Genomic DNA, 19,255 nt, shown 5'->3' with positions numbered 1-19,255 from the left:
ATCGTTACGCCGATTTGCCTCAGTTTCGAAAGGCTTTCCTTCGGGCATAAAGATAAGGCAACAAGATCAGGAGGATCAGGATAAAAATCATCCGAATCCGATGCGGAGGAGGGAGGACCAGACGGCTGACCGTTGCGCTGGCCAAACCATAGAGAGAATAAAAGATGAAAAGAGGATACGCCCACCGGCGGCCGAGGATGGCGCCATAACCGGAGGCAAAATGAAGCACGGGAGAAAGGAATTTAAAAAACCATCCCGCCGGTCCGGTCAGCTTCATTCCAAAAACAGGAAGCCCGTACGCTGGGTTCGCGATAATAATATAGGTATCCATGACCCCCGAGAGAATCATCAGAACGCCCAAAAAAATAATGTCGGCCGGAACGGATTGGCGAGCTGGAACGATTTCCTCTGACATCGAGGACATGGTTTCCTCCCCTGCCGAGAGATGTTTTGTATGTAAGAGACCGCTCGGTAACAGGTATGATTATTTTTTATCACAGTCACCGACCACAATCAATTGCAAAAGCGGATCGCTCTTGCCGGTTCTCGCTTTCCAGGAAATGGCGCCATCGCTCAAAAACCGCGGTCGATAGCGATGTAAGGAAGGGATCGGTTACGCGACCAATAGGAAGAGAAAGTAAAAAACGGAGTAAGATGAAGGTAGGGGTGTAATGACGACATCGGCAATGGAAAGGAGGCGCCATGAACCGGAGAGACGCATTAAAAATCGGAATGCTGGGGACAATCGCCTATTTTATGGACCTTTGGCCGGTACGCGCTGAAGCGCCTGAAGAGGCCTTCGAGATTAAAAAAACGGAAGAGGAGTGGCGGGCGGTCCTGACCTCGGAGCAATTTAATGTCCTCCGAAAAGAGGCGACGGAGCCTCCCTTCAAAAATCCCTATTTCAACAACAAAAAACCGGGCCTCTACAGCTGTGCCGGATGCGACCTCCCCCTTTTCTCCTCCGAGACCAAATATGACAGCCACACCGGCTGGCCGAGCTTCTGGAAACCGATCGAGCCGACGGCGGTCCGTACGAAAACCGACTGGAAGCTCCTCTACCCCCGGACCGAGGTCCATTGCCGCCGATGCGGAGGCCATCAAGGACACCTCTTTGATGACGGTCCCCCGCCGACGCGGCTTCGGTACTGTATCAATTCGGCCGCGTTGAAATTTGTCCCAAAATAAACGGCGCTTAAGGAGAGCGCGGCCTCAAGCGTCGGGTCGGCACCGCATTCCACGGGTCATCGGGCCACGGATGTTTCGGATAGCGTCCCTTTAACTCTTTCTTGACCTCAGCATAGGTCCGTTCCCAGAAGCCGCGCAGATCTTGGGTCACTTGGATGGGACGACGCGCCGGGGAGAGAAGATGGAGCGTGACCGGCACCTTCCCCCAGGCGACCCGGGGCGTTTCGGCAAGCCCGAACATCTCTTGCAGTTTGACGGCGAGCACCGGCGGCTCTCCAGGCCGGTATTCCAGCCGGAGTCGCGATCCGCTGGGGACCGTCAGATGGCTTGGCGCACCCTCTTCCAATCGCCGGCCTTGATTCCAGTCGAGCCGGGCTTTTAAGGCGGCGAGCAGGTCGAGCTGCTTCAGCTGCTCGCGGCGGGTGAACCGATCGAGAAAGGGGGCGAGCCATTCTTCCAACGTCTCCCCCAGCGCAACATCGGAGAGATCGGGCCAACCCTCCTCCGGAAACCAGTGACGCAGCGACAAAACCCGCGCCTGCCAATCGCGCGCCTCATCGCCCCAAGGCAGCGCGGCGACACCCAACTGCCGAACCCCCTCCAGCATCGCACCGCGAAGCCGCTCCCGATCGGGGGTGGAAAGGGGCACGCTGTCGATGACCAATTCACCGAGCCGTTCTTCCTTCAACGCAATCACCCGCTGCTGGCGCGTGTCCCACCGGATGACCGCTTCGGTCCGAACGTGCGCGGCCAGCTCTTGCCGTAATTGATCGATCTCAACGGCGGCCGCCAAATAGATCGCCCCCTCTATTTCGCCTGCGTCCAGACTCGCCACCACCAGCGTCGGCTGGCGTAGCCGCTGTTCCTGCTCCGGCAGGCGGGCGCCGCGGCCGGAAGCGAGAAGGTAGCGAACCTCTCCGGGAGCGCGCTGCTGTGCGACCCGGTCGGGATAGGCGAACGCGAGGAGGAGACCGGCCTGCTCCAGATCCCGTCCGGCGTCCGTTTTTTGGCCGCGCAGGAGCCGCTGATACTGATGCGCCGCCTGTTCGACCCGCTGGCAGGCGCTCGGATCGGCGCCGTGCGACGCTGCTCCCGCTCTCCCCTCCTCCCGAAAGGCGCGCAGCGCCTCCAGCCGATCGATCAGATTGCAAGAGCGCCGCCGATCCCCAACGAGGATCTCTCGCTCCGACAACAACGCGGCAAGGTCGCAGGCGAGACGGCCGAATCCGCGCGCCTCGGCCCGGGACAACATGTGCGCCAAACGGGGATGCAAGGGGAAGGCGACCATCGCCCGGCCCGACGGGGTGATCGATCCCGCTTCGTCCAACGCGTCGAGTTCCGTCAGCAAGCGGCGTGCTTGGGCGAGGGCCGCCTGCGGAGGGGGGTCGAGCCAGGAGAGGGTGTCGGCCTCGCGCACCCCCCACTGCGCAAGCTCGAGCGCCAGCGGCGTCAGATCAGCGGTGCGGATTTCGGGAATCGGCTGGGCCATCAACCCCCGCTGCGTCGCCTCACTCCAGAGCCGGTAGCAGATGCCGGGACCGAGCCGTCCGGCGCGGCCCGCCCGCTGTTCGGCCGAAGCGCGGGAAATCCGCTTGGTCGTCAGCCGGGTCAATCCGCGGGCCGGATCAAATTCGGGAACCCGGACAAATCCGGCATCGATCACCACGCCGACCCCCTCGATGGTCAAACTCGTCTCCGCAATCGGCGTCGCGAGCACCACCTTGCGCCCCCCCGTCGTCGGTCGGAGGGCACGATCTTGTGCCTCCCAAGGCAGGTCGCCATACAATGGAAAGAGTTCGATCCGGCGCGGACTCAACAGCGGCGTGAGCAGCGCCTGCGTCCGGCGTATCTCGGACGACCCCGGAAGAAAGACGAGGAGGTCTCCTGGGTCCCGGTCGAGCGCCTGGAGGACTGCTTGATGGACGACCTGCGGCAGTCGGCCTTCAGGATCGCGGGAAGCGTAACGGATGTCGACCGGAAATTGTCGCCCCTGACTCGTGATCACCGGTGCGTCGCCGAGGAGGGAGGCCACGGCGGCTCCCTCCAGCGTCGCCGACATGACGAGGAGCTTTAAATCGTCGCGCAAGACCCGTTGACTGTCGAGACAGAGGGCGAGGGCGAGATCGCCATGGAGATGCCGTTCATGAAACTCATCGAAGATCACGAGACCGACCCCTTCCAATGCCGGATCGGACTGCAAGCGACGGGTCAGAATTCCCTCGGTCAGCACTTCGATCCGGGTCTTCTTTGAAACCTTTGTTTCGAAGCGAATCCGATAGCCGACCGTCTCGCCGACCGATTCTCCCAACAGCGCCGCAATCCGCGCCGCCGCCGCCCGTGCCGCCAGCCGGCGCGGCTCCAGCATCAGAATCGACCGATCTCTCAGCCACGGCTCTCGCAGCAGAGCCTGCGGAATGCGGGTCGTCTTGCCGGCGCCGGGAGGCGCCTGTAAAACCACGGCAGAATGAGCGGACAAACGCTGCCGCAGTGGGGGGATGACTTCATCAATCGGGAGTGACATCTTCCTCCAGAAAAGAGGGCGCGCCGCGGAGGCGCCGGCCGTCAGCGATTATACACCGCCTCAATAAAATAAGGGAGGTCGGAGAACCGACTCCCCCGTGTGAATCCCCTTGACAAAAGAGAAATTAATTTCGTTGATTTTTTATAAAAAATCATGGTACAAGTGAGGGGAGTCCATTGTAAAAGTTGAAGAGGAGAAAACCGGATCGGCTGCAGCTATTACAACTCGCTGCAGCTTTTTTTTTAACTTAGAACAATGGACGTTGCCATCAGCGAGAGCTGATAAAAAAGAGGAGAAACACCCAATGATCAAAGGAACAGTAAAGTGGTTCAACGGCAGCAAAGGCTATGGATTTATTACCCGTGAGGATGGGGGAGCCGATGTGTTTGTTCACTTTTCGGCCATTGTCGGTGACGGCTACAAGTCCCTTGAAGAAGGCAACAAAGTCGAATTCGATGTCACGCAAGGGCAGAAAGGTCCTCAAGCCACCAATGTCAGATTAATTTCCTAAAGGGATTTTTTCTGATCGAATCGCCCCGCCGGATTTTTCCTCCGGCGGGGCTTTTTTGTTTTGAAAACGGCTCGAATCGTCCTCCCCCTGACTTGCCCCTGACGTTGGGCTTGGCCTGTGGTATGATTGCTTTATCCTGCACTGTCCGCTACAATTAATTTAAGAGATGTTCCAACGAAAATTTATTATCATGAACGAGGGCGTAAGTATGAATAAAAAAAAGTCGTCCCTTTTTCGAGTCGGTCTGCTCCTCATCATCCTCTGGGTCGCCCTGCTGAATTTGCAGGGGGCCGATGCAGCCAATAAGATCGAATTCAAAATTCCGGAAGGCCGGACCGAGTTTTCACCCAAAACACAACAGATCAAAATGGGGAGCCAGGTCACCTGGATTAATGAAGACAAGCGAACCCACTTTCTGACCGCCGCCGATCCGAACCGGAAAGAGCCGGCGCATGTCGTCGATGATCTTTTGATTCACCATCTCCTTCCCCCCGGCGAGACCTTTCAAATGCAATTTGATAAGCCCGGCACCTACGACTTCTTTTGCGCCATTCACATGGAAATGCGCGGCACGTTGACCGTCACGCCGTAATTCAACGTCTCGTTTGTATTGAGCCTCTCCCCATCGCATCCTCCCGGCAGCCCTCCTTGATATCGATCGCTTCAAATCCATGGTTGGGATAACAGCCTCTCTGCTCATCTTTATTTAAGCTATTTCGCTTCACCTATGAGTGAACTTAACGCGTTTCTAAAGCCACCGAGCCATCGCCCGATCCTCCTTATGAAGTCCGTCCGAGCGCCTGCAGCAGACGCGCCCGCGCGGAGGCGAGATTGTAGTCGGCCTGCACCTTCTGCGCCTCGGCGTTGGTCAAGGCAAGCTGCGCATCCGACAGCTCGATAATATTGCCGACCCCCGTTTCGTACCGCTTCTCCGCCAGCCGGAGCTGCTCTTTCGCGTTGAGCACCGCTTCGCCCGCCGCCCCGATGGCCGCCTGAGCGGCCAGGACCGCCAGGCGCGCTTGGTCGACGACGAGGCGCACCTCCTGCCGAAATGTATCGACCTGGGCGTTGAGATTGGTCAGATTGGCGCGGGCCTCTCTGCTTTGTGCCCGGGTCAATCCCCCTTGGAACAACGGCCAGGAGAGAAGGACATTGGCATCCCAATTCCACGCGAGATCTCCGAGTCCGGTTCCCGCCTTGGTCAGGTCGGTCGACACGCTCAGGGTCGGCCAATAGGCCCCCTTAATCGATCGCATCGTCAACTCCTGCGCGCGGACCTGGTTTGCGAAGGCGGCGAATTCCGGCCGGGCTTTCAGCGCCTCCTCCAGCAGCGGGTCAATCGGACTGTTCTCATTCTCGAGCGGAGGAAGGGTCTCATCGACGACGTCATAATTCGTCGGACCTTCGATTCCCATTGCCTGATTCAACTGGGCCTTGCCGGTCTCATACCCGTTCTGAGCGTTGATCAGCTGCACACGGGCATTCGCCAGGTTGGTCCGGGCCTGTGCCAGATCGATTTCCGGTTGGGTGCCGACCTGGACAAATCCTTGGACCTGAACAAAGTGCCGCTCCTGGTTCGCCAGCGTCTCCTGCGCGACCTGAAGCAACTCTTTCGCGGCGCGCGCATTAAAGTAGGCGATCCGGAGGTTGAGGTCGATCTCAAGAAGGGTAGCCCGCTCGGTCTCGGCCTGCGCTTGCGCAATCGCCTTGGCGGCCTTCCATCGCCCCGTCGTTTGACCAAAGTCATAGACGAGCTGGCTCGCGCCAAGGCCGAAGCTGTAAAAGTCAAAGGTGTCGAACCGGGACAAGGGGTTGATCGTGGAGAAGGTCGTCGCGCCGGGACGAATGACCCGATTGGCCGTGGCCCGTTGATAGTTGGCGTTTGCACTTACCTGCGGCAAGAGGGGCGCGCGCGCCTCATCGGCGCGGGCGCGGGCCGCTTCCGTACCGGCGCGGGCTTGGCGGAGTTGAGGTTGGTTTGTCCGGGCAGTCTGAAGCGCCTCTCCCAGGGAAAGGGTTCGGGGGGGAGAGGTCTCCCCCCACGCCGGCGTTGAGAGGAGCAGAAGCGTGATGGTAAATCGGATGATGGCGTCTCTTTTCGGCATAACCCTCCTATGAATGTTTCTCGCCGCCGGGCTCGCTGACCCGCATGAGCCCTTCCTGCGCCGCCCCGGTCGTTTGGAAAGATCCCTCCCGGCGACGGTGTTTGGAAAAGCGATCGAGCGTCAGATAGATGACCGGGGTCGTGTAAAGCGTGAGAAGCTGAGAGAGGAGCAGTCCGCCGACGATCGTGATTCCGAGCGGCCGCCGCAGCTCCGCGCCGATGCCGTGGCCGAGCGCCAGCGGCAACCCGCCGAGCATCGCCGCCATCGTCGTCATCATGATTGGGCGAAAGCGCAAGAGACAGGCCTGATAAATCGCTTCTCGGGTGCTGAGCCCCTGCTCCCGTTCCGCCTCCAGGGCAAAGTCGATCATCATGATCGCATTTTTCTTCACGATCCCGATTAAAAGAAGAATTCCGATCAGAGCGATAATACTGAACTCGGTATTAAAAAACATCAGGGCCAACAGCGCGCCGACGCCGGCCGACGGCAGCGTCGACAAGATGGTGATCGGGTGGATGTAGCTTTCATAAAGGACTCCCAAGACGATATATACCGCAAAGAGCGCCGCCAGGACCAGGATCGGCTGGCTCGCCAGCGACTCACTGAAGGCCTGCGCCGTCCCTTGAAAGGAGGCATGAATGCTGGCGGGAAGGCCCATCTCCCGCTCGATCCGATGAATCGCATCGATCCCCTCTCCGAGGGCGACGCCGGGGGCCATGTTGAACGACAGGGTGACCGAGGGGAACTGTCCTTGATGGTTGATCGAGAGCGATGTCGCCGACGGCGAGAAGCGCGCGAAGGTGCCGAGCGGCACCGGCACTCCCGTTTGAGATTTCACATAAATATGGCTGAGCGCATCGGGATGCTGCCGGAACTCCGGTTTGACCTCCAACACCACCCGGTATTGATTGAGCTGGGTGAACAGCGTCGCCACCTGCCGTTGGCCGAGCGCGTCATACAAGGTATCATCCACCGCCTGCGGCAGAATCCCAAGCCGGGAGGCGGTGTCGCGGTCGATGTTCACATCGAGCTGGAGCGCATTGGTCTGCTGGTCGGTTGCGACGTCTCTGAGCTGCGGCAGCCCGCGCATCTTCTCCAGCACGCGGGGGGCCCACCGTTTCAACTCGTCGAGGTCGGCGTCCTGAAGCGTATATTGATATTGGGTCCGGCCCAAGCGTCCACCGATCCGGACATCCTGCACCGCTTGCAGGTAGAGATTGATCCCTTCCACCTGCGCCAGCTTCGGACGAAGGCGTGTGATGATCTGCTCGACAGTCGCCTTTCGTTCCGACAGCGGCTTGAGCTCAATAAACATCGAGCCGGTATTCAGCGACGAGCCCCCGCCGCCGCCGATGTTTGAGACCATGTGCGCCACGCCGGGGTCGGCCATGACCACCGCGTTGAGCGCCTCTTGACGCGTTCGCATGGCGGTAAAGGAGATATCTTGCGGCGCGTCGGAAATTCCGTTCAATTGTCCCGTGTCCTGCTGCGGAAAGAGCCCCTTCGGGATGATGACATAGAGATAAACGGTCAAGGCCAATGTTCCGAGGGTGAGGATCAACATCAAGGTATGATGGTTCAAGACCCAGCGCAGCCCGCGGTCGTAGAGATGGAGCATCCCATCGAAGAAGCGCTCCGACACCCGATAAAAGCGGCCGTGCTCCTCCGTCTCGCGGCGGCGTAAAAGACGGGAGCACATCATCGGGGTCAGGGTAAGGGAGAGAACCGCGGAAATCGTAATTGCGATGCTGAGGGTGACCGCAAATTCCCGGAAGAGCCGTCCGACCACCCCGCCCATGAGGAGGATCGGGATAAACACCGCCAACAGCGACACGCTGATCGAGACGATGGTGAAGCCGATCTGTTTGGCGCCGATGAGCGCCGCCTCCATCGGGGGCCGGCCCCGCTCGATATAGCGGGTGATGTTCTCCGTCACGACAATCGCATCGTCAACGACGAACCCGGTCGAAATGGTCAGCGCCATCAACGACAGGTTATCGAGACTGTAGCCGCAGAGATACATCGCGCCGAAGGTCGCGATGAGAGAGAGGGGAACCGCGACGCTCGGAATGGAGGTGGCCCAGCCGCTGCGCAAGAAGAGAAAGACCACCAGGATGACCAGCGCGATCGAGATGAGGAGGGTGAGCTCGACATCTTGAACGGAGCCGCGGATCGTCTGGCTCCGGTCGCTCGCCACATCGATCTTGATCGCCGGCGAGATCGACTCGCTCAGCTGGGGGAGGATCCCTTTGATCCGGTCGATGACGTCGATGATGTTCGCGCCCGGCTGGCGGCGGATGATCACGAGTACCGCCCGTTTCCCGTCGGTCCAGGCGGCGAGCCGATTGTTCTCCACGTCATCGAAGACCTTCGCCACATCGCCGAGCCGGACCGGCGCCCCGTCGCGGTAGGCCAAGATGAGCGGCCGGTAACCGTCGGCGCGAAGCAATTGGTCGTTCGCGGCGATCGTATGGGTCTGCTCGGCGCCGTTGAGCGCCCCCTTCGGCTGGTTCACCGTCGACTGGGCCAATACCGCCCGAACATCCTCCAAGCCGAGGCCGACGCCGGCCAACGCCACCGGATCGATCTGCACACGCACCGCCGGCTGCTGTCCTCCCCCGACGAAGACCTGTCCGACGCCGGAGACCTGCGATATCTTTTGGGCTAAAACGGTATTGGCCGCGTCGAACATCTGGCCGAGCGGCAGGGTGTCCGAGGTGAGCGATAAAATCAGGATCGGCGCATCGGCGGGATTGACCTTCCGATAGTTCGGGCGGGTCGGAAGGTTCGCCGGCAGATCGCCGCCGGCGGCATTGATGGCGGCTTGGACGTCGCGCGCGGCGGAATCGACATCGCGGTCGAGATCAAATTGTAAAGTGATGTTGGTCGTCCCGAGCGAGCTGCTCGAGGTCATCTCGGTCAGACCGGCGATCCGCCCGAAGCGCCGCTCCAGCGGGGTCGCCACGGCGGACGCCATCGTCTCGGGGCTCGCGCCGGGAAGGCTCGCCGAAACCGAGATCGTCGGCATGTCGACGCGGGGGAGCGGCGCCACCGGGAGCCGGAGGTAACCGGAGAGGCCGGCCAGCAGCAGCGCGGCGGCAAACAACACCGTGGCCACCGGCCTTTGGATGAAGGGACGGGAGAGATTCATCCTTTTTCACTCGAGACGGCGACCGGCGCGGGCCGCCGGCGCTGCGCCCAGCTCCGAAGCCGCTCCATATAAAGATAGATCACCGTGGTGGTATAAAGGGTCAGCAGCTGTGAGAGGATCAGGCCGCCGACGATGGAGATCCCGAGCGGGCGGCGCAACTCGGAGCCGGTGCCGCTCCCGAGCGCCAACGGCAGGCCGCCGAGGAGCGCCGCCATCGTCGTCATCATGATCGGCCGAAACCGGAGCAGGCAGGCCTGGTAGATCGACTCGCGCGGCGAGAGTCCCTGCTCCCGCTCCGCCTCCAGGGCAAAGTCGATCATCATGATCGCATTCTTCTTCACGATTCCAATCAGCAGGATAATCCCGATCAACGCAATGATGCTGAACTCGGTTCCGCAGAGCATCAGCGCCAAAAAGGCCCCCACCCCGGCCGACGGGAGCGTGGAGAGGATCGTGATCGGATGGATATAACTTTCATAAAGAACGCCGAGGACGATGTAGACGGTCAAGAGCGCCGCCACGATTAAGATCGGCTCGCTGGCGAGCGATTCGCGAAACGCCTGCGCCGTTCCGACAAAACCGGCATGGAGGCCGGGGGGAAGATTGACCTCCTTTTCGGCCTGATGGATCGCCGCGACCGCCTCGCCGAGCGACGTCCCCGACGCCAGATTAAATGACAGCGTCACGGCGGGAAACTGTCCCTGATGGTTGATTGCCAGAGCGGTGGAGGTCGGCTCAAAGTGAACGAAGGCGCTGAGTGGGACCTGCTCGCCGGTCTGAGAGCGGACGTAAATTTGGTGAAGCGCCTCGACATTCTTCTGAAACGCCGGCTGCACTTCCAAAATCACCCGGTATTGATTCAACTGAGTGAAGATGGTCGAAACGATCCGTTGCCCGAACGCGTCGTAAAGGGTGTCGTCGATCGCCTGCGGCAGAATGCCGAGTCGCGAGGCGGCATCGCGGTCGATCGTCAGGGCGAGCTGTAGGCCGCCGAGTTGCAGGTCGCTCGCCGCATCCCGCAGCTCCGGGAGGGTCCGTAATTTCTGGAGCATCTTCGGCGCCCACTCGCGGAGCTCATTGCCGTCGGCATCTTCCAGGGTGTACTGGAATTGCGTGCTGCTGACCCGATTTTCGATCTGCAGATCTTGCACCGGCTGAAGGTAAAGGGTCACCCCTTCCACCTCGGACAGCTTCGGCCGAAGACGGGCGATGATTTCCTCGGCGCCCGCCCGGCGCGCCGACCGCGGTTTTAAGGTAATCGACATCCGCCCGCTGTTGGGGGTCGGGTTGGTTCCATCGGCGCCGATGAAAGAGGAGAGACTGACCACATCCGGATCGGTCAATACGACCTCCGAGAGCGCCCGCTGCCGGTCCATCATCCGGGTGAACGACACATCGGGCGCCGCCTCGGAAATCCCGATCAGGATTCCGGTATCTTGTTGGGGAAAAAATCCTTTCGGAATCATCACCGCGAGCAGCAGGGTCAGCGCCAGCGTCGCCAGCGTCACCGCCAGTGTGAGCGGCTGATGGTCGAGGACCCACTTCAGCCCGCGATCATAAATCTGCACCATCCGATCGAAGAACCGCTCCAACGCACGCTGGAAGCGCCCCTGTTGCGTTTCGTGCGGGCGAAGGATGTGCGCGCACATCATCGCCGTCAGCGTCAACGAGAGGATGGCGGAAACGAAAATGGCAATGCTGAGGGTCATCGCAAACTCGCGGAAGAGCCGGCCGATGATCCCCCCCATGAAGAGCAGCGGGATCAGCACGGCGACGAGCGAGACGGTGAGCGACACGATCGTAAAGCCAATCTGGCCCGCCCCTTTGAGCGCCGCCTCAAAGGGGGGATCCCCCTCTTCGATATATCGGGCGATGTTCTCGATCATCACGATCGCATCGTCGACGACGAAGCCGGTGGAGATCGTCAGCGCCATCAACGTTAAATTGTTGAGGCTATAGCCGGCGAGGTACATCAAGCCGAACGTGCCGATCAAAGAGAGCGGAACGGCAACGCCGGGAATCAGGGTCGCCCGGAGGCTTCGCAAAAAGAGATACATGACCGCAACGACCAAAACGATGGTCAGCACCAAGGTGAATTGGACATCTTCCACGGAGGCCCGGACCGTCTCGGTCCGATCGCTCAGGACCGAGACGTCGATCCCTTGCGGCAGCGTCGCCCGAAGCTGCGGCAAAAGGGCCTTCACCCGGTCGGCGGTCTGGATGACGTTCGCCCCCGGCTGCCGTTGGACGTTGATGATGATCGCCCGCTGGTCGTTCGCCCAGCCGGCAAGCTGAGTGTTCTCGACGCCGTCGATTACATCACCGACGTCGCTTAAGCGAATCGGCGCGCCGTTTCGATAGGCGAGGATCAGCGGCCGAAAAGAGGCCGCCTTCAAAAACTGATCGTTGGTGGCGAGGGTAAAATTCTGCCGGGGGCCGTCGATGTTTCCTTTCGGTTGGTTGACGTTGGCCTGCGCCAGCACCTGCCGGACATCTTCCAGACTCAGCCCGGTGCCGGCAAGCGCCGCCGGATCGACCTGCACCCGGACGGCCGGCTTCTGACTGCCGTTGATCGTGACGAGTCCGACCCCGGAGACCTGCGACATCTTCTGGGCCAGGATCGAATCGGCATAGTCGTTCACCTCGCTCAGCGGAAGCAGGTCGGAGCGGACTGCGAGGGTCAGAATCGGCGCATCGGCCGGATTGCTCTTCGAGTAGGTCGGCGGCGCCGGGAGGGTCCGGGGAAGGAGGTTCGACGCGGCGTTGATGGCGGCCTGCACATCTTGCTCCGCGGCGTCGATATTCCGGTCGAGGTCAAACTGAAGGGTGATCTGGGAGGCGCCGAAGCTCGAGACCGACGTCATCTGGGTGAGCGACGGCATCTGGCCGAACTGCCGCTCCAGCGGCGTCGTCACCGCCGACGCCATCGTGTCGGCGCTGCCGCCGGGGAGGATCGTCGAGACGACGATCGTTGGATATTCGACTTGCGGAAGGGCCGAGACGGGAAGCTGCCGATACCCCGCAAACCCGGCCAAGAGCAGACCGATCGTCAGCAAGGTCGTCGCGACCGGCCGCCGGATAAACGGCTCGGAGATGCTCACGACCGGCTCCCCGCAGGACCCGGCGCCGGCGAGCCCCCCGGCATCGAGCCGGCCCCCGCCGGGGGCGTTGTACCGGAGGGAGGGGTTGCGCCGCCCGAGGCGGATGGAACGCCGGGAGCGGAGGCCGCGCCGGAGGGCGGGCCGGGCCGATCTCCGCTGCGGGGTTGCACCTTGCTGTCGGGGCGGAGCTGATTTTGTCCGTCGGTGACAACCTGCTCACCCACTTTCAATCCGCTCCGGATGACGGTGAGATCGCCTTGCGTCAACGCGACCTCGACCGGGCGCGCCTCGACCGTCTGATCGGATTTGATCACGTAGACGAAGAGCCCCTTGGGACCGCGCTGAACGGCGGGGGAGGGGACCACCATCGCATTTTTGTTTGTGGTCAGAAGCAGCCGGGTCTTCACAAATTGGTTTGGCCAGAGAAGCCGCTTCGGATTGGGGAAGACCGCCTTGAGCCGCATCGTCGCGGTGTTGACGTTGATCTGATTGTCAATCAGCTCCAGTTTTCCGGTCGCCAAGAGGGTCTCGCCGTCTTGGCTGTAGGCGTCGACCCGGAGCGCCCCTCCCCGCATCTGCTCGGCCACCCGGGTCAGGTTCTCGGCCGGGAGGGTAAAGAGGACCGAGATCGGATCGAGCTGGGTGATCAGGACGATGCCGTTCTGATCGGTGGCACGGATGAGGTTGCCCGGATCGACCTGACGGACCCCGGTAACCCCGTCGATCGGTGAGATAATCCGCGCATATTCGAGATTCAGCTTAGCGCTCTCGATCACTGCCTCATCGACCCGGACCGCCCCTTCCAATTGCCCGACCGCCGCCCGCTGGTCATCCACCTGCTGTTGGGCAATCAACTTCTGCTCGCGAAGGGTGGCGAACCGCTCGAGATTCAGCTTTCCGCTCTGCAGCAGCGCACTGTCGCGGGCGAGCGCCCCTTCCGCCTGGCGGAGCTGAATCAGAAAAGGACGGGGATCGATCTGGGCGAGCAACTCTCCGCGGCGCACCTCTTGCCCTTCTCGAAAGGAGACCTCATTGAGCCGTCCGTCGACCTGCGACTTGACCGTGACGCTTTTATATGCAGCGACGTTGCCGAGCCCTTCAAGGTAGATCGGCATATCCCGCTCCACCACCGGGGCGGCGATGACCGGAACGGCACGCGCGGCGGGGCCGCCGCTCCCAGGACCTTGGGCCGATCGGCCGGCGTCGGGGGCGGCACGCAGGCGCGCGGCGATCACGGCGGCGATCATTGCGACCGCGAGAAGAATAAAAATGAGTCCCTTTTTACCCCTCACCCCAGTCGATCTCCGACTCGTTCCGTTCAATTTGGGAAGATCGGCCTCTCCGGAAAGCTCCCGACCTTTCCCGGAGGAGACCTCTTCCCGCTCATGCGGGTCCCGCTCTTTTAGCACGTTTTATTGTCCTTTCTTCCAAAAATGACACAGGTCATCGGCTGAATCAAGTGCGGATCGATCTGGAATGAGACGGTTTCCGCACCGGCACAGGCGCTTTCTCTTCCGATCGATTCTTCAAAATCATGGCGTCGAGGCGCTCCCTGCACAAAAGAGCATTTTAATCCGGCGGGGCGCTCTCTGTTGATCGCGGATCTTCGGGAAAGGGACGACCGCCATCATGCCGCATCGTCGGCAAGCCATCGTCGACTCCGCATCTTTATCATCAATATTAAAATTAAAATTAAACCGGTCCTAGATTCTTAGCGTCGGGCCGATGGAACCGGCAGAGATTTCCCTTCTTCCGATCATGATCCACCGTTCCCCGGTCCTCCGTTTTTTGAATGGGGGAAAAAAAGAGAGACGATGGTTCCTGCATCCGGCACACTCTCGACTTCGATTTTTCCATGGTGCCCCTCCATAATCGTCTTACAAAGGCTCAACCCGAGCCCGTATCCACCCGTATCTTTGGATCGCGATTTATCGACCCGATAAAACGGCTCGAAAATAAAGGGAAGTTCATCCTCCGGAATCCCCATCCCCCGATCCTGGACACGGATGATCAGATACGGCCCCCGATCCTCCATGAACACTTTTACCGGCACGTTGCTGTCGAAAGAATATTTGATTGCATTATCCAAGATATTCTTTAAAACACTCTTTACCCGGTCGGGGTCGACGGTCAACTCAATCCGATCGGGCAGCTTGATCGCTTCTACCCCTGGATGCTGTCCTTTAAATGTTCCGAGAACGCCGGATAACAACTCGACGATGTCGATCTGCTGCAGGTTGAGCTGGGCGTGCATATAATGCGACCGAGCGGTTTTGAGTACTTCCGAGACCATCTCTTCCATCTCGGCAACATCTTCTTTAATACTTCTTTGGGTATGGCCGTCGGGAAGAGATTCGAGCGCCACCTTCATCCGGGTGAGGGGAGAGCGAAGCTCATGGCTGACGTCGAGCATCAACTGCTCTTTGGCTCGAAGCATGGTCCGGATCCGGTCGGTCATGGCGTTGAATGCTTTTGCCAATTCACCCAGCTCATCCGACCGTTTGAGCGAGAGACGATAATCGAGGTTCCCTTTGCTCACCTCCCGGACCCCCTCCTTCAACGCCCGCACGGGGCTGAGCACCGAGCGAATCAACAGATAGGCCCCCGCCAAGATCAGCGACAACAGGGTCACCAAACGGACCACCGCGCCGACATCGAGGACATCCCATTCGAAGCCGCGCCCCAGCTCAAAAATAAAACGGCCCTCTCCTTGATTTAATATAAAAAACCGATGCCCCCGATCCTCCCCCATTTGGAAGTTCGGGTATTCGTTTGAGGTTTGCAATTTCAGCGGGGGCGGCGGAGAGAGCGATTCGGACGTCGACCAGCTCTGGGCCGGGCTCTCATATCGGATATTAAAGGTCAGTTGCTGCGAGACCCTCTTGGCCCGATCGAAGTCGGGCGGGTTGCCGATTTCCTGGACAATATACATCAGATGGTGAATGATATTCTTTTGCCTGGCCGGCTCGTTTTTTTTCACCATCTGCTGCATAAAGCCGGTGACCGAGAGATTGATGCAGACCCCTGCGACGAGGAGAATCAAGAGCAGCTTTGTAAAAACCGAGTTTAAAATTCTCTTCATCGATCGACCTGTTCCGGATCTTCCGCTTCGATGAAAATATATCCGATCCCCCAGACTGTTTTTATAAACGAGGGGGTTTTCGGATCATCATTTAATTTGTGCCGCAGTCGGCTCATGGTGATATCGACGGTGCGATTGAAAGCATTCCACTCCACCCCGCCGAGCTCCTCCAGGATTTGGTCTCGGTTCAGCACTTTTCTCGGGTTTCTGACCAGCAGCGCCAAGGCGGCAAACTCGTTCGTCGTTAAATCGAGGACGGCGCCGTCCAACCGAGCCGTCCGTTTGGGAAAGTCGATCTCCAACCGGCCGAACCGTTTGATCTGCATCTGGTCGAGTCCCCGCGCCCTTCGAAGCACCGACTGAATGCGGGCGACCAACTCCCTCGGCTCGAACGGTTTGGGAAGGTAGTCGTCCGCGCCGAGCTCCAAGCCGACGATTTTATCGGTGACCTCTCCCCTTGCGGTCAGCATGATGATCGGAACCGTCTGGAACTCACGAATTTTTTTGCAGACCTCAAACCCGTTCATTCCGGGAAGCATCACATCCAAAATGACCAGGTCGGGGGTTTCCTGTTTCAACTTTTTTAGCCCCTCCTCGGGGTGGGTCGCGGCGACGACCTTGAAATCAAATTCGGTCAAAAAACCGATCAGGAGCTGATTCAGCTTGGCGTCATCATCAATGATCAGTATATTTGCTTTCATTTCCTTACCCTCACAAGGGAGGTGAATGGGGCCTGCCTTATGGAAACGATCCCGCGTCAGACAGGAATCGGATCACCTGATCCAATCGTATCAAAATTCCAAGAGAGATGCTTTGCACGGGAGTAACAAGTTGTAACAAGATGTACTCGCACCCCGCTTTCGCTTGAACGCATTGAGGCCGATCCTCTCAATCCGCGGCCTTCTCGGAATATTCACAACGAGCATCCATCCTTTTCCCAACAGCGCTTATTGACGGAGCGCCCGCTCGGAGAATTGATCTTCCGACAAACCGACGTTCACCTTGACATTGCTCAGCTCAACGAAGGTTTTGCGGGAGGTCTGCGCATTGACGACTTCGGACCCCTTCCAGACCAAACTCTCGCCGACCTGCTGCCATTCGATCCATTGCGTCTTCAGCAGTTTTCCCTCATCGGAGAAATAATCGATCCTCCGAACCGTCCCCTCCTTTTTGGAAATGTAGGAGGTCTTCTTGCTATAGAGCGGATGATCTTTGAAGTGGGTCTCAATGACATAGCAGGGCTCTCCCCGGACCTCCTCATCGGCGAGCAGCTTGTGCTCATCCCGCTCAAGGGGCCGCTGATGCATGTCTTCAAAAACGAGCTCCGAATCGTCCTCTTTGTCATGGTGGTGGTGGCCTCCCGACTGAAGCCGGCGGACCTGGCGCAGCTCCGGGAGATAGAGCCAAATGTCGGCCTGTTTCTCTTCAGGCCGTTCCCAGAGGAGATATTTCTCTCCTTTATCATGGGCCGGCGACTCGGTCACCAGGAGGGTTTTGCTGTTGATGTTGTCCTTGCCGAAATAGTTCTTCCAATAGAGCCGCATCACGGTTTTCTTCTCGGTTCCATCGGTGTTAACCAACCGGAAGGTGACCTGAGAGGTCTGGTCTTTCAGCTCATAGATCCGTTTGTTCGATGCCTTGAGAATCGCTTCGGCCGAAGGGACCGGCTTGGCCGGGCTCTCATCGTCGGCGAGGGAGAGGGGTGGAAGAACCAGCAGGGAAACTAATAAGAAGGCACTGCTGAGGATATTCTGGGTCATACTTCCTCCATTTCTGGTTGCTTTCTAGTGACCGCCTCAGCCGCGCGCTTGTCCGAGGGAGCAAAGCAGGCCTTCGGCTTTGGCCAAAATCCAAAGCCGCTTAAGCGGAGGAGACATCGGAATAATTCGATTATAGAATAAGTATCAAAGTTTTCAAAAAGATGCTTTGCTCAAACGTAACAAGTTGTAACAAATTGTAATCCGAGATCGACCGCTGCTTTATCAAAGAATGAAGCCGGAGTCGATTCAGTCCGTTTGGCAATCACGCGGCTGCGTCGATAGGGATGATGAAGAAGAAGAGCGAATCAGGAAAGAGGAAGCGACCCAAATTTTCTTGGTACCGGAGGCCGGAATCGAACCGGCACGTCCCTTGCGGGACGAGGGATTTTAAGTCCCTTGCGTCTACCAATTCCGCCACTCCGGCGCTTGAGCACGAAACAGGTTCGGTTGTAACATTTTTTCCTTTCTTTCGTCAAGGATGACGACGAAGCGCCGTCGGCATATTTTGGTTGAAAAACAGCGCCTCTCTGGCTACAATGCCTGTCATGAATGACCGGCGGCAGAAAACCGAATGGAGGAAAATCGGACACGCTTCGGCCGTGATTGGCCTTCTCCTCCTCTTTATGGTCGGCTGCGGCGGGCCCTCTTATCGATTTTATAAAGCCACCTGGTTCGGCAAGTTAAAACCGGGATTGTCGCGGGAGGCGGTCAAGGAGCTCGTCGGAGAACCCGCCGAGATCAATCGGCGCCAGATGTCTCCGGAGGAGCTCCGAGAGGTCTGGGTGTATCACCTCAAAGACCTCAATCCGCAGAACCACCTCTATCCCTCGCTTCGAATGATTGTCTTCAGCAACGGGACGATGGTCGCCCTCGATCCACACGACCCTTACTCCTCCCAACTCAGCCCTGCAGCGAGTCCCTCCGTTGAAGCGGCAAAATAAACCTGCTCAAAGTGCGCTTTATTGGATTCATCACGCCGCGACCGGACGGCGGATCGATCCGGGAGGGGACATGATCAAGAAGATCAAAAAAAAGATTCAAAAGGGGCCGAAGGCAACGTACGCCGTTCCGATGGCGATGGTCTTCACCGCGTTATATGGACCCCGTCGGGAAGGGAAAGATTTTCGTCAACCGCTGGAACAGATCTCCGAAATCCGCGAGGTGCTCCAGCGCCACCTCGGCCAAACACTGATTTTAGCCGATCGACCGCTGTCGCTCGCCGAGTACCTCTCATGGGGTTTCAAATCGAGGCCTTCCCGCTTGGCGGAGATGTTTTCCGGCGCAGGCGTCCTCCCGATGGGTCCCGTGACGGAAGAAGAACCGCTGGAGCGGTCACCCCGTCTTGGCATTTTTCCAATGATTGTTTTGGTCCAGGAGCGGGAGCTTGAATCCTTTTCAGACCAGTTGTCGGAAGACCTTTCGGAGATCACGCGGGTCGCCTTTCAGAACGCAATTTATTCGGCCCTTCGCTTAATCCCCGGCTACGATCTCCTCCTCTACTCTCTTCCCATGCCGGCCCAAGGGCTAAACCATGCAATCGATTCTCTGAATCAACAGATGCAGGCGGCGTTCGAGCAGGCAGCCGTCCCCTTTCCCGGCCCGTTCGAACCGATTCCCTCTTCGGCCCTTGAAGTCATCCCCCTCAAAGAACCCTGCACGAAATAAGGGGCCGGTCCTTTTGGAATTCTCCCGTATCCAGCCGCAAGCCGAGCGGCTTGCGGCGCGGAATGACGATGAGAAAATCAGCCGGGTGACACAAACCGCCTGTGGTCAGCTCGTCAAAGAGATTGACTTTCTGCGTGGGGGCAGATAAAATACTCCCCGCTTTCATCATTC

At 59.1% G+C, this 19,255-nt stretch carries 15 protein-coding genes and 1 tRNA gene; 5 read left to right on the top strand and 11 right to left on the bottom strand.

What is annotated here, in order from left to right:
* Positions 1–19: 19 nt before the first annotated feature.
* Complete coding sequence (locus tag HY282_10835; protein ID MBI3804242.1) at positions 20–424, bottom strand: hypothetical protein; 405 nt, start codon at positions 422–424, stop codon at positions 20–22.
* 278 nt (positions 425–702) lie between these two features.
* Here HY282_10835 and msrB point away from each other — a divergent pair, with 278 nt between their 5' ends.
* On the top strand, positions 703–1,188 hold the full coding sequence (gene msrB, locus HY282_10830; protein MBI3804241.1) for a peptide-methionine (R)-S-oxide reductase MsrB: 486 nt from the start codon (positions 703–705) through the stop codon (positions 1,186–1,188).
* Positions 1,189–1,195: 7 nt separating this feature from the next.
* Here the strand turns inward: msrB and hrpB are convergent, their stop codons facing one another.
* Entirely contained in the window at positions 1,196–3,709 is a 2,514-nt protein-coding gene (gene hrpB / locus HY282_10825; GenBank protein MBI3804240.1) for an ATP-dependent helicase HrpB, read from the bottom strand.
* Positions 3,710–4,013: 304 nt separating this feature from the next.
* On the opposite strand from hrpB, the gene HY282_10820 reads away from it, so the two are divergent.
* On the top strand, positions 4,014–4,220 hold the full coding sequence (locus HY282_10820; GenBank protein ID MBI3804239.1) for a cold-shock protein: 207 nt from the start codon (positions 4,014–4,016) through the stop codon (positions 4,218–4,220).
* Between the two features lie 208 nt (positions 4,221–4,428).
* Positions 4,429–4,812 carry a cupredoxin domain-containing protein gene (locus HY282_10815; protein ID MBI3804238.1) on the top strand — a complete coding sequence of 128 codons (384 nt, stop codon included), beginning with the start codon at positions 4,429–4,431 and terminating at the stop codon, positions 4,810–4,812.
* Between the two features lie 187 nt (positions 4,813–4,999).
* Here HY282_10815 and HY282_10810 read toward each other — a convergent pair whose 3' ends face one another.
* The 8 genes from HY282_10810 to HY282_10775 all read right to left on the bottom strand — a co-directional run bounded on the left by HY282_10810 (position 5,000) and on the right by HY282_10775 (position 17,843).
* Entirely contained in the window at positions 5,000–6,325 is a 1,326-nt protein-coding gene (locus HY282_10810; GenBank protein MBI3804237.1) for a TolC family protein, read from the bottom strand.
* Between the two features lie 7 nt (positions 6,326–6,332).
* Positions 6,333–9,476 (bottom strand): multidrug efflux RND transporter permease subunit, encoded by a 3,144-nt coding sequence (locus HY282_10805; GenBank protein ID MBI3804236.1) that lies wholly within the window; start codon positions 9,474–9,476, stop codon positions 6,333–6,335.
* A complete protein-coding gene (locus tag HY282_10800; protein ID MBI3804235.1) occupies positions 9,473–12,577 on the bottom strand; it encodes a multidrug efflux RND transporter permease subunit in 3,105 nt (1,034 codons plus the stop codon). The genes HY282_10805 and HY282_10800 overlap by 4 nt, the downstream gene beginning before the upstream one ends.
* Positions 12,574–13,824, bottom strand: a complete 1,251-nt coding sequence (locus HY282_10795; GenBank protein MBI3804234.1) for an efflux RND transporter periplasmic adaptor subunit — start codon at positions 13,822–13,824, stop codon at positions 12,574–12,576. The genes HY282_10800 and HY282_10795 overlap by 4 nt, the downstream gene beginning before the upstream one ends.
* Positions 13,825–14,333: 509 nt before the next feature.
* Entirely contained in the window at positions 14,334–15,659 is a 1,326-nt protein-coding gene (locus HY282_10790; GenBank protein ID MBI3804233.1) for a HAMP domain-containing histidine kinase, read from the bottom strand.
* Entirely contained in the window at positions 15,656–16,360 is a 705-nt protein-coding gene (locus HY282_10785) for a response regulator transcription factor (GenBank protein MBI3804232.1), read from the bottom strand. The genes HY282_10790 and HY282_10785 overlap by 4 nt, the downstream gene beginning before the upstream one ends.
* Before the next feature lie 246 nt (positions 16,361–16,606).
* Positions 16,607–17,419 carry an outer membrane lipoprotein-sorting protein gene (locus tag HY282_10780; protein ID MBI3804231.1) on the bottom strand — a complete coding sequence of 271 codons (813 nt, stop codon included), beginning with the start codon at positions 17,417–17,419 and terminating at the stop codon, positions 16,607–16,609.
* Positions 17,420–17,754: 335 nt separating this feature from the next.
* Positions 17,755–17,843, bottom strand: a tRNA-Leu gene (locus HY282_10775).
* A 121-nt stretch (positions 17,844–17,964) separates the two neighbouring features.
* On the opposite strand from HY282_10775, the gene HY282_10770 reads away from it, so the two are divergent.
* Both HY282_10770 and HY282_10765 read left to right on the top strand, forming a co-directional pair.
* Entirely contained in the window at positions 17,965–18,360 is a 396-nt protein-coding gene (locus HY282_10770; GenBank protein ID MBI3804230.1) for a hypothetical protein, read from the top strand.
* Positions 18,344–19,084 carry a hypothetical protein gene (locus tag HY282_10765; protein ID MBI3804229.1) on the top strand — a complete coding sequence of 247 codons (741 nt, stop codon included), beginning with the start codon at positions 18,344–18,346 and terminating at the stop codon, positions 19,082–19,084. The genes HY282_10770 and HY282_10765 overlap by 17 nt, the downstream gene beginning before the upstream one ends.
* Here the strand turns inward: HY282_10765 and HY282_10760 are convergent.
* The gene (locus HY282_10760; GenBank protein ID MBI3804228.1) at positions 19,062–19,253 is read right to left on the bottom strand and encodes a hypothetical protein; all 192 of its coding nucleotides are present in this window, start codon (positions 19,251–19,253) and stop codon (positions 19,062–19,064) included. The two genes, HY282_10765 and HY282_10760, sit on opposite strands and share 23 nt — an antisense overlap.
* Positions 19,254–19,255: the final 2 nt, after the last annotated feature.

The sequence above is a fragment of the Candidatus Manganitrophaceae bacterium genome (genome assembly GCA_016200325.1).
Classification (GTDB): domain Bacteria; phylum Nitrospirota; class Nitrospiria; order SBBL01; family Manganitrophaceae; genus Manganitrophus.
Note: the sequence above shows the minus strand (reverse complement) of the source record. Positions and strands in the feature narration are given on the sequence as shown.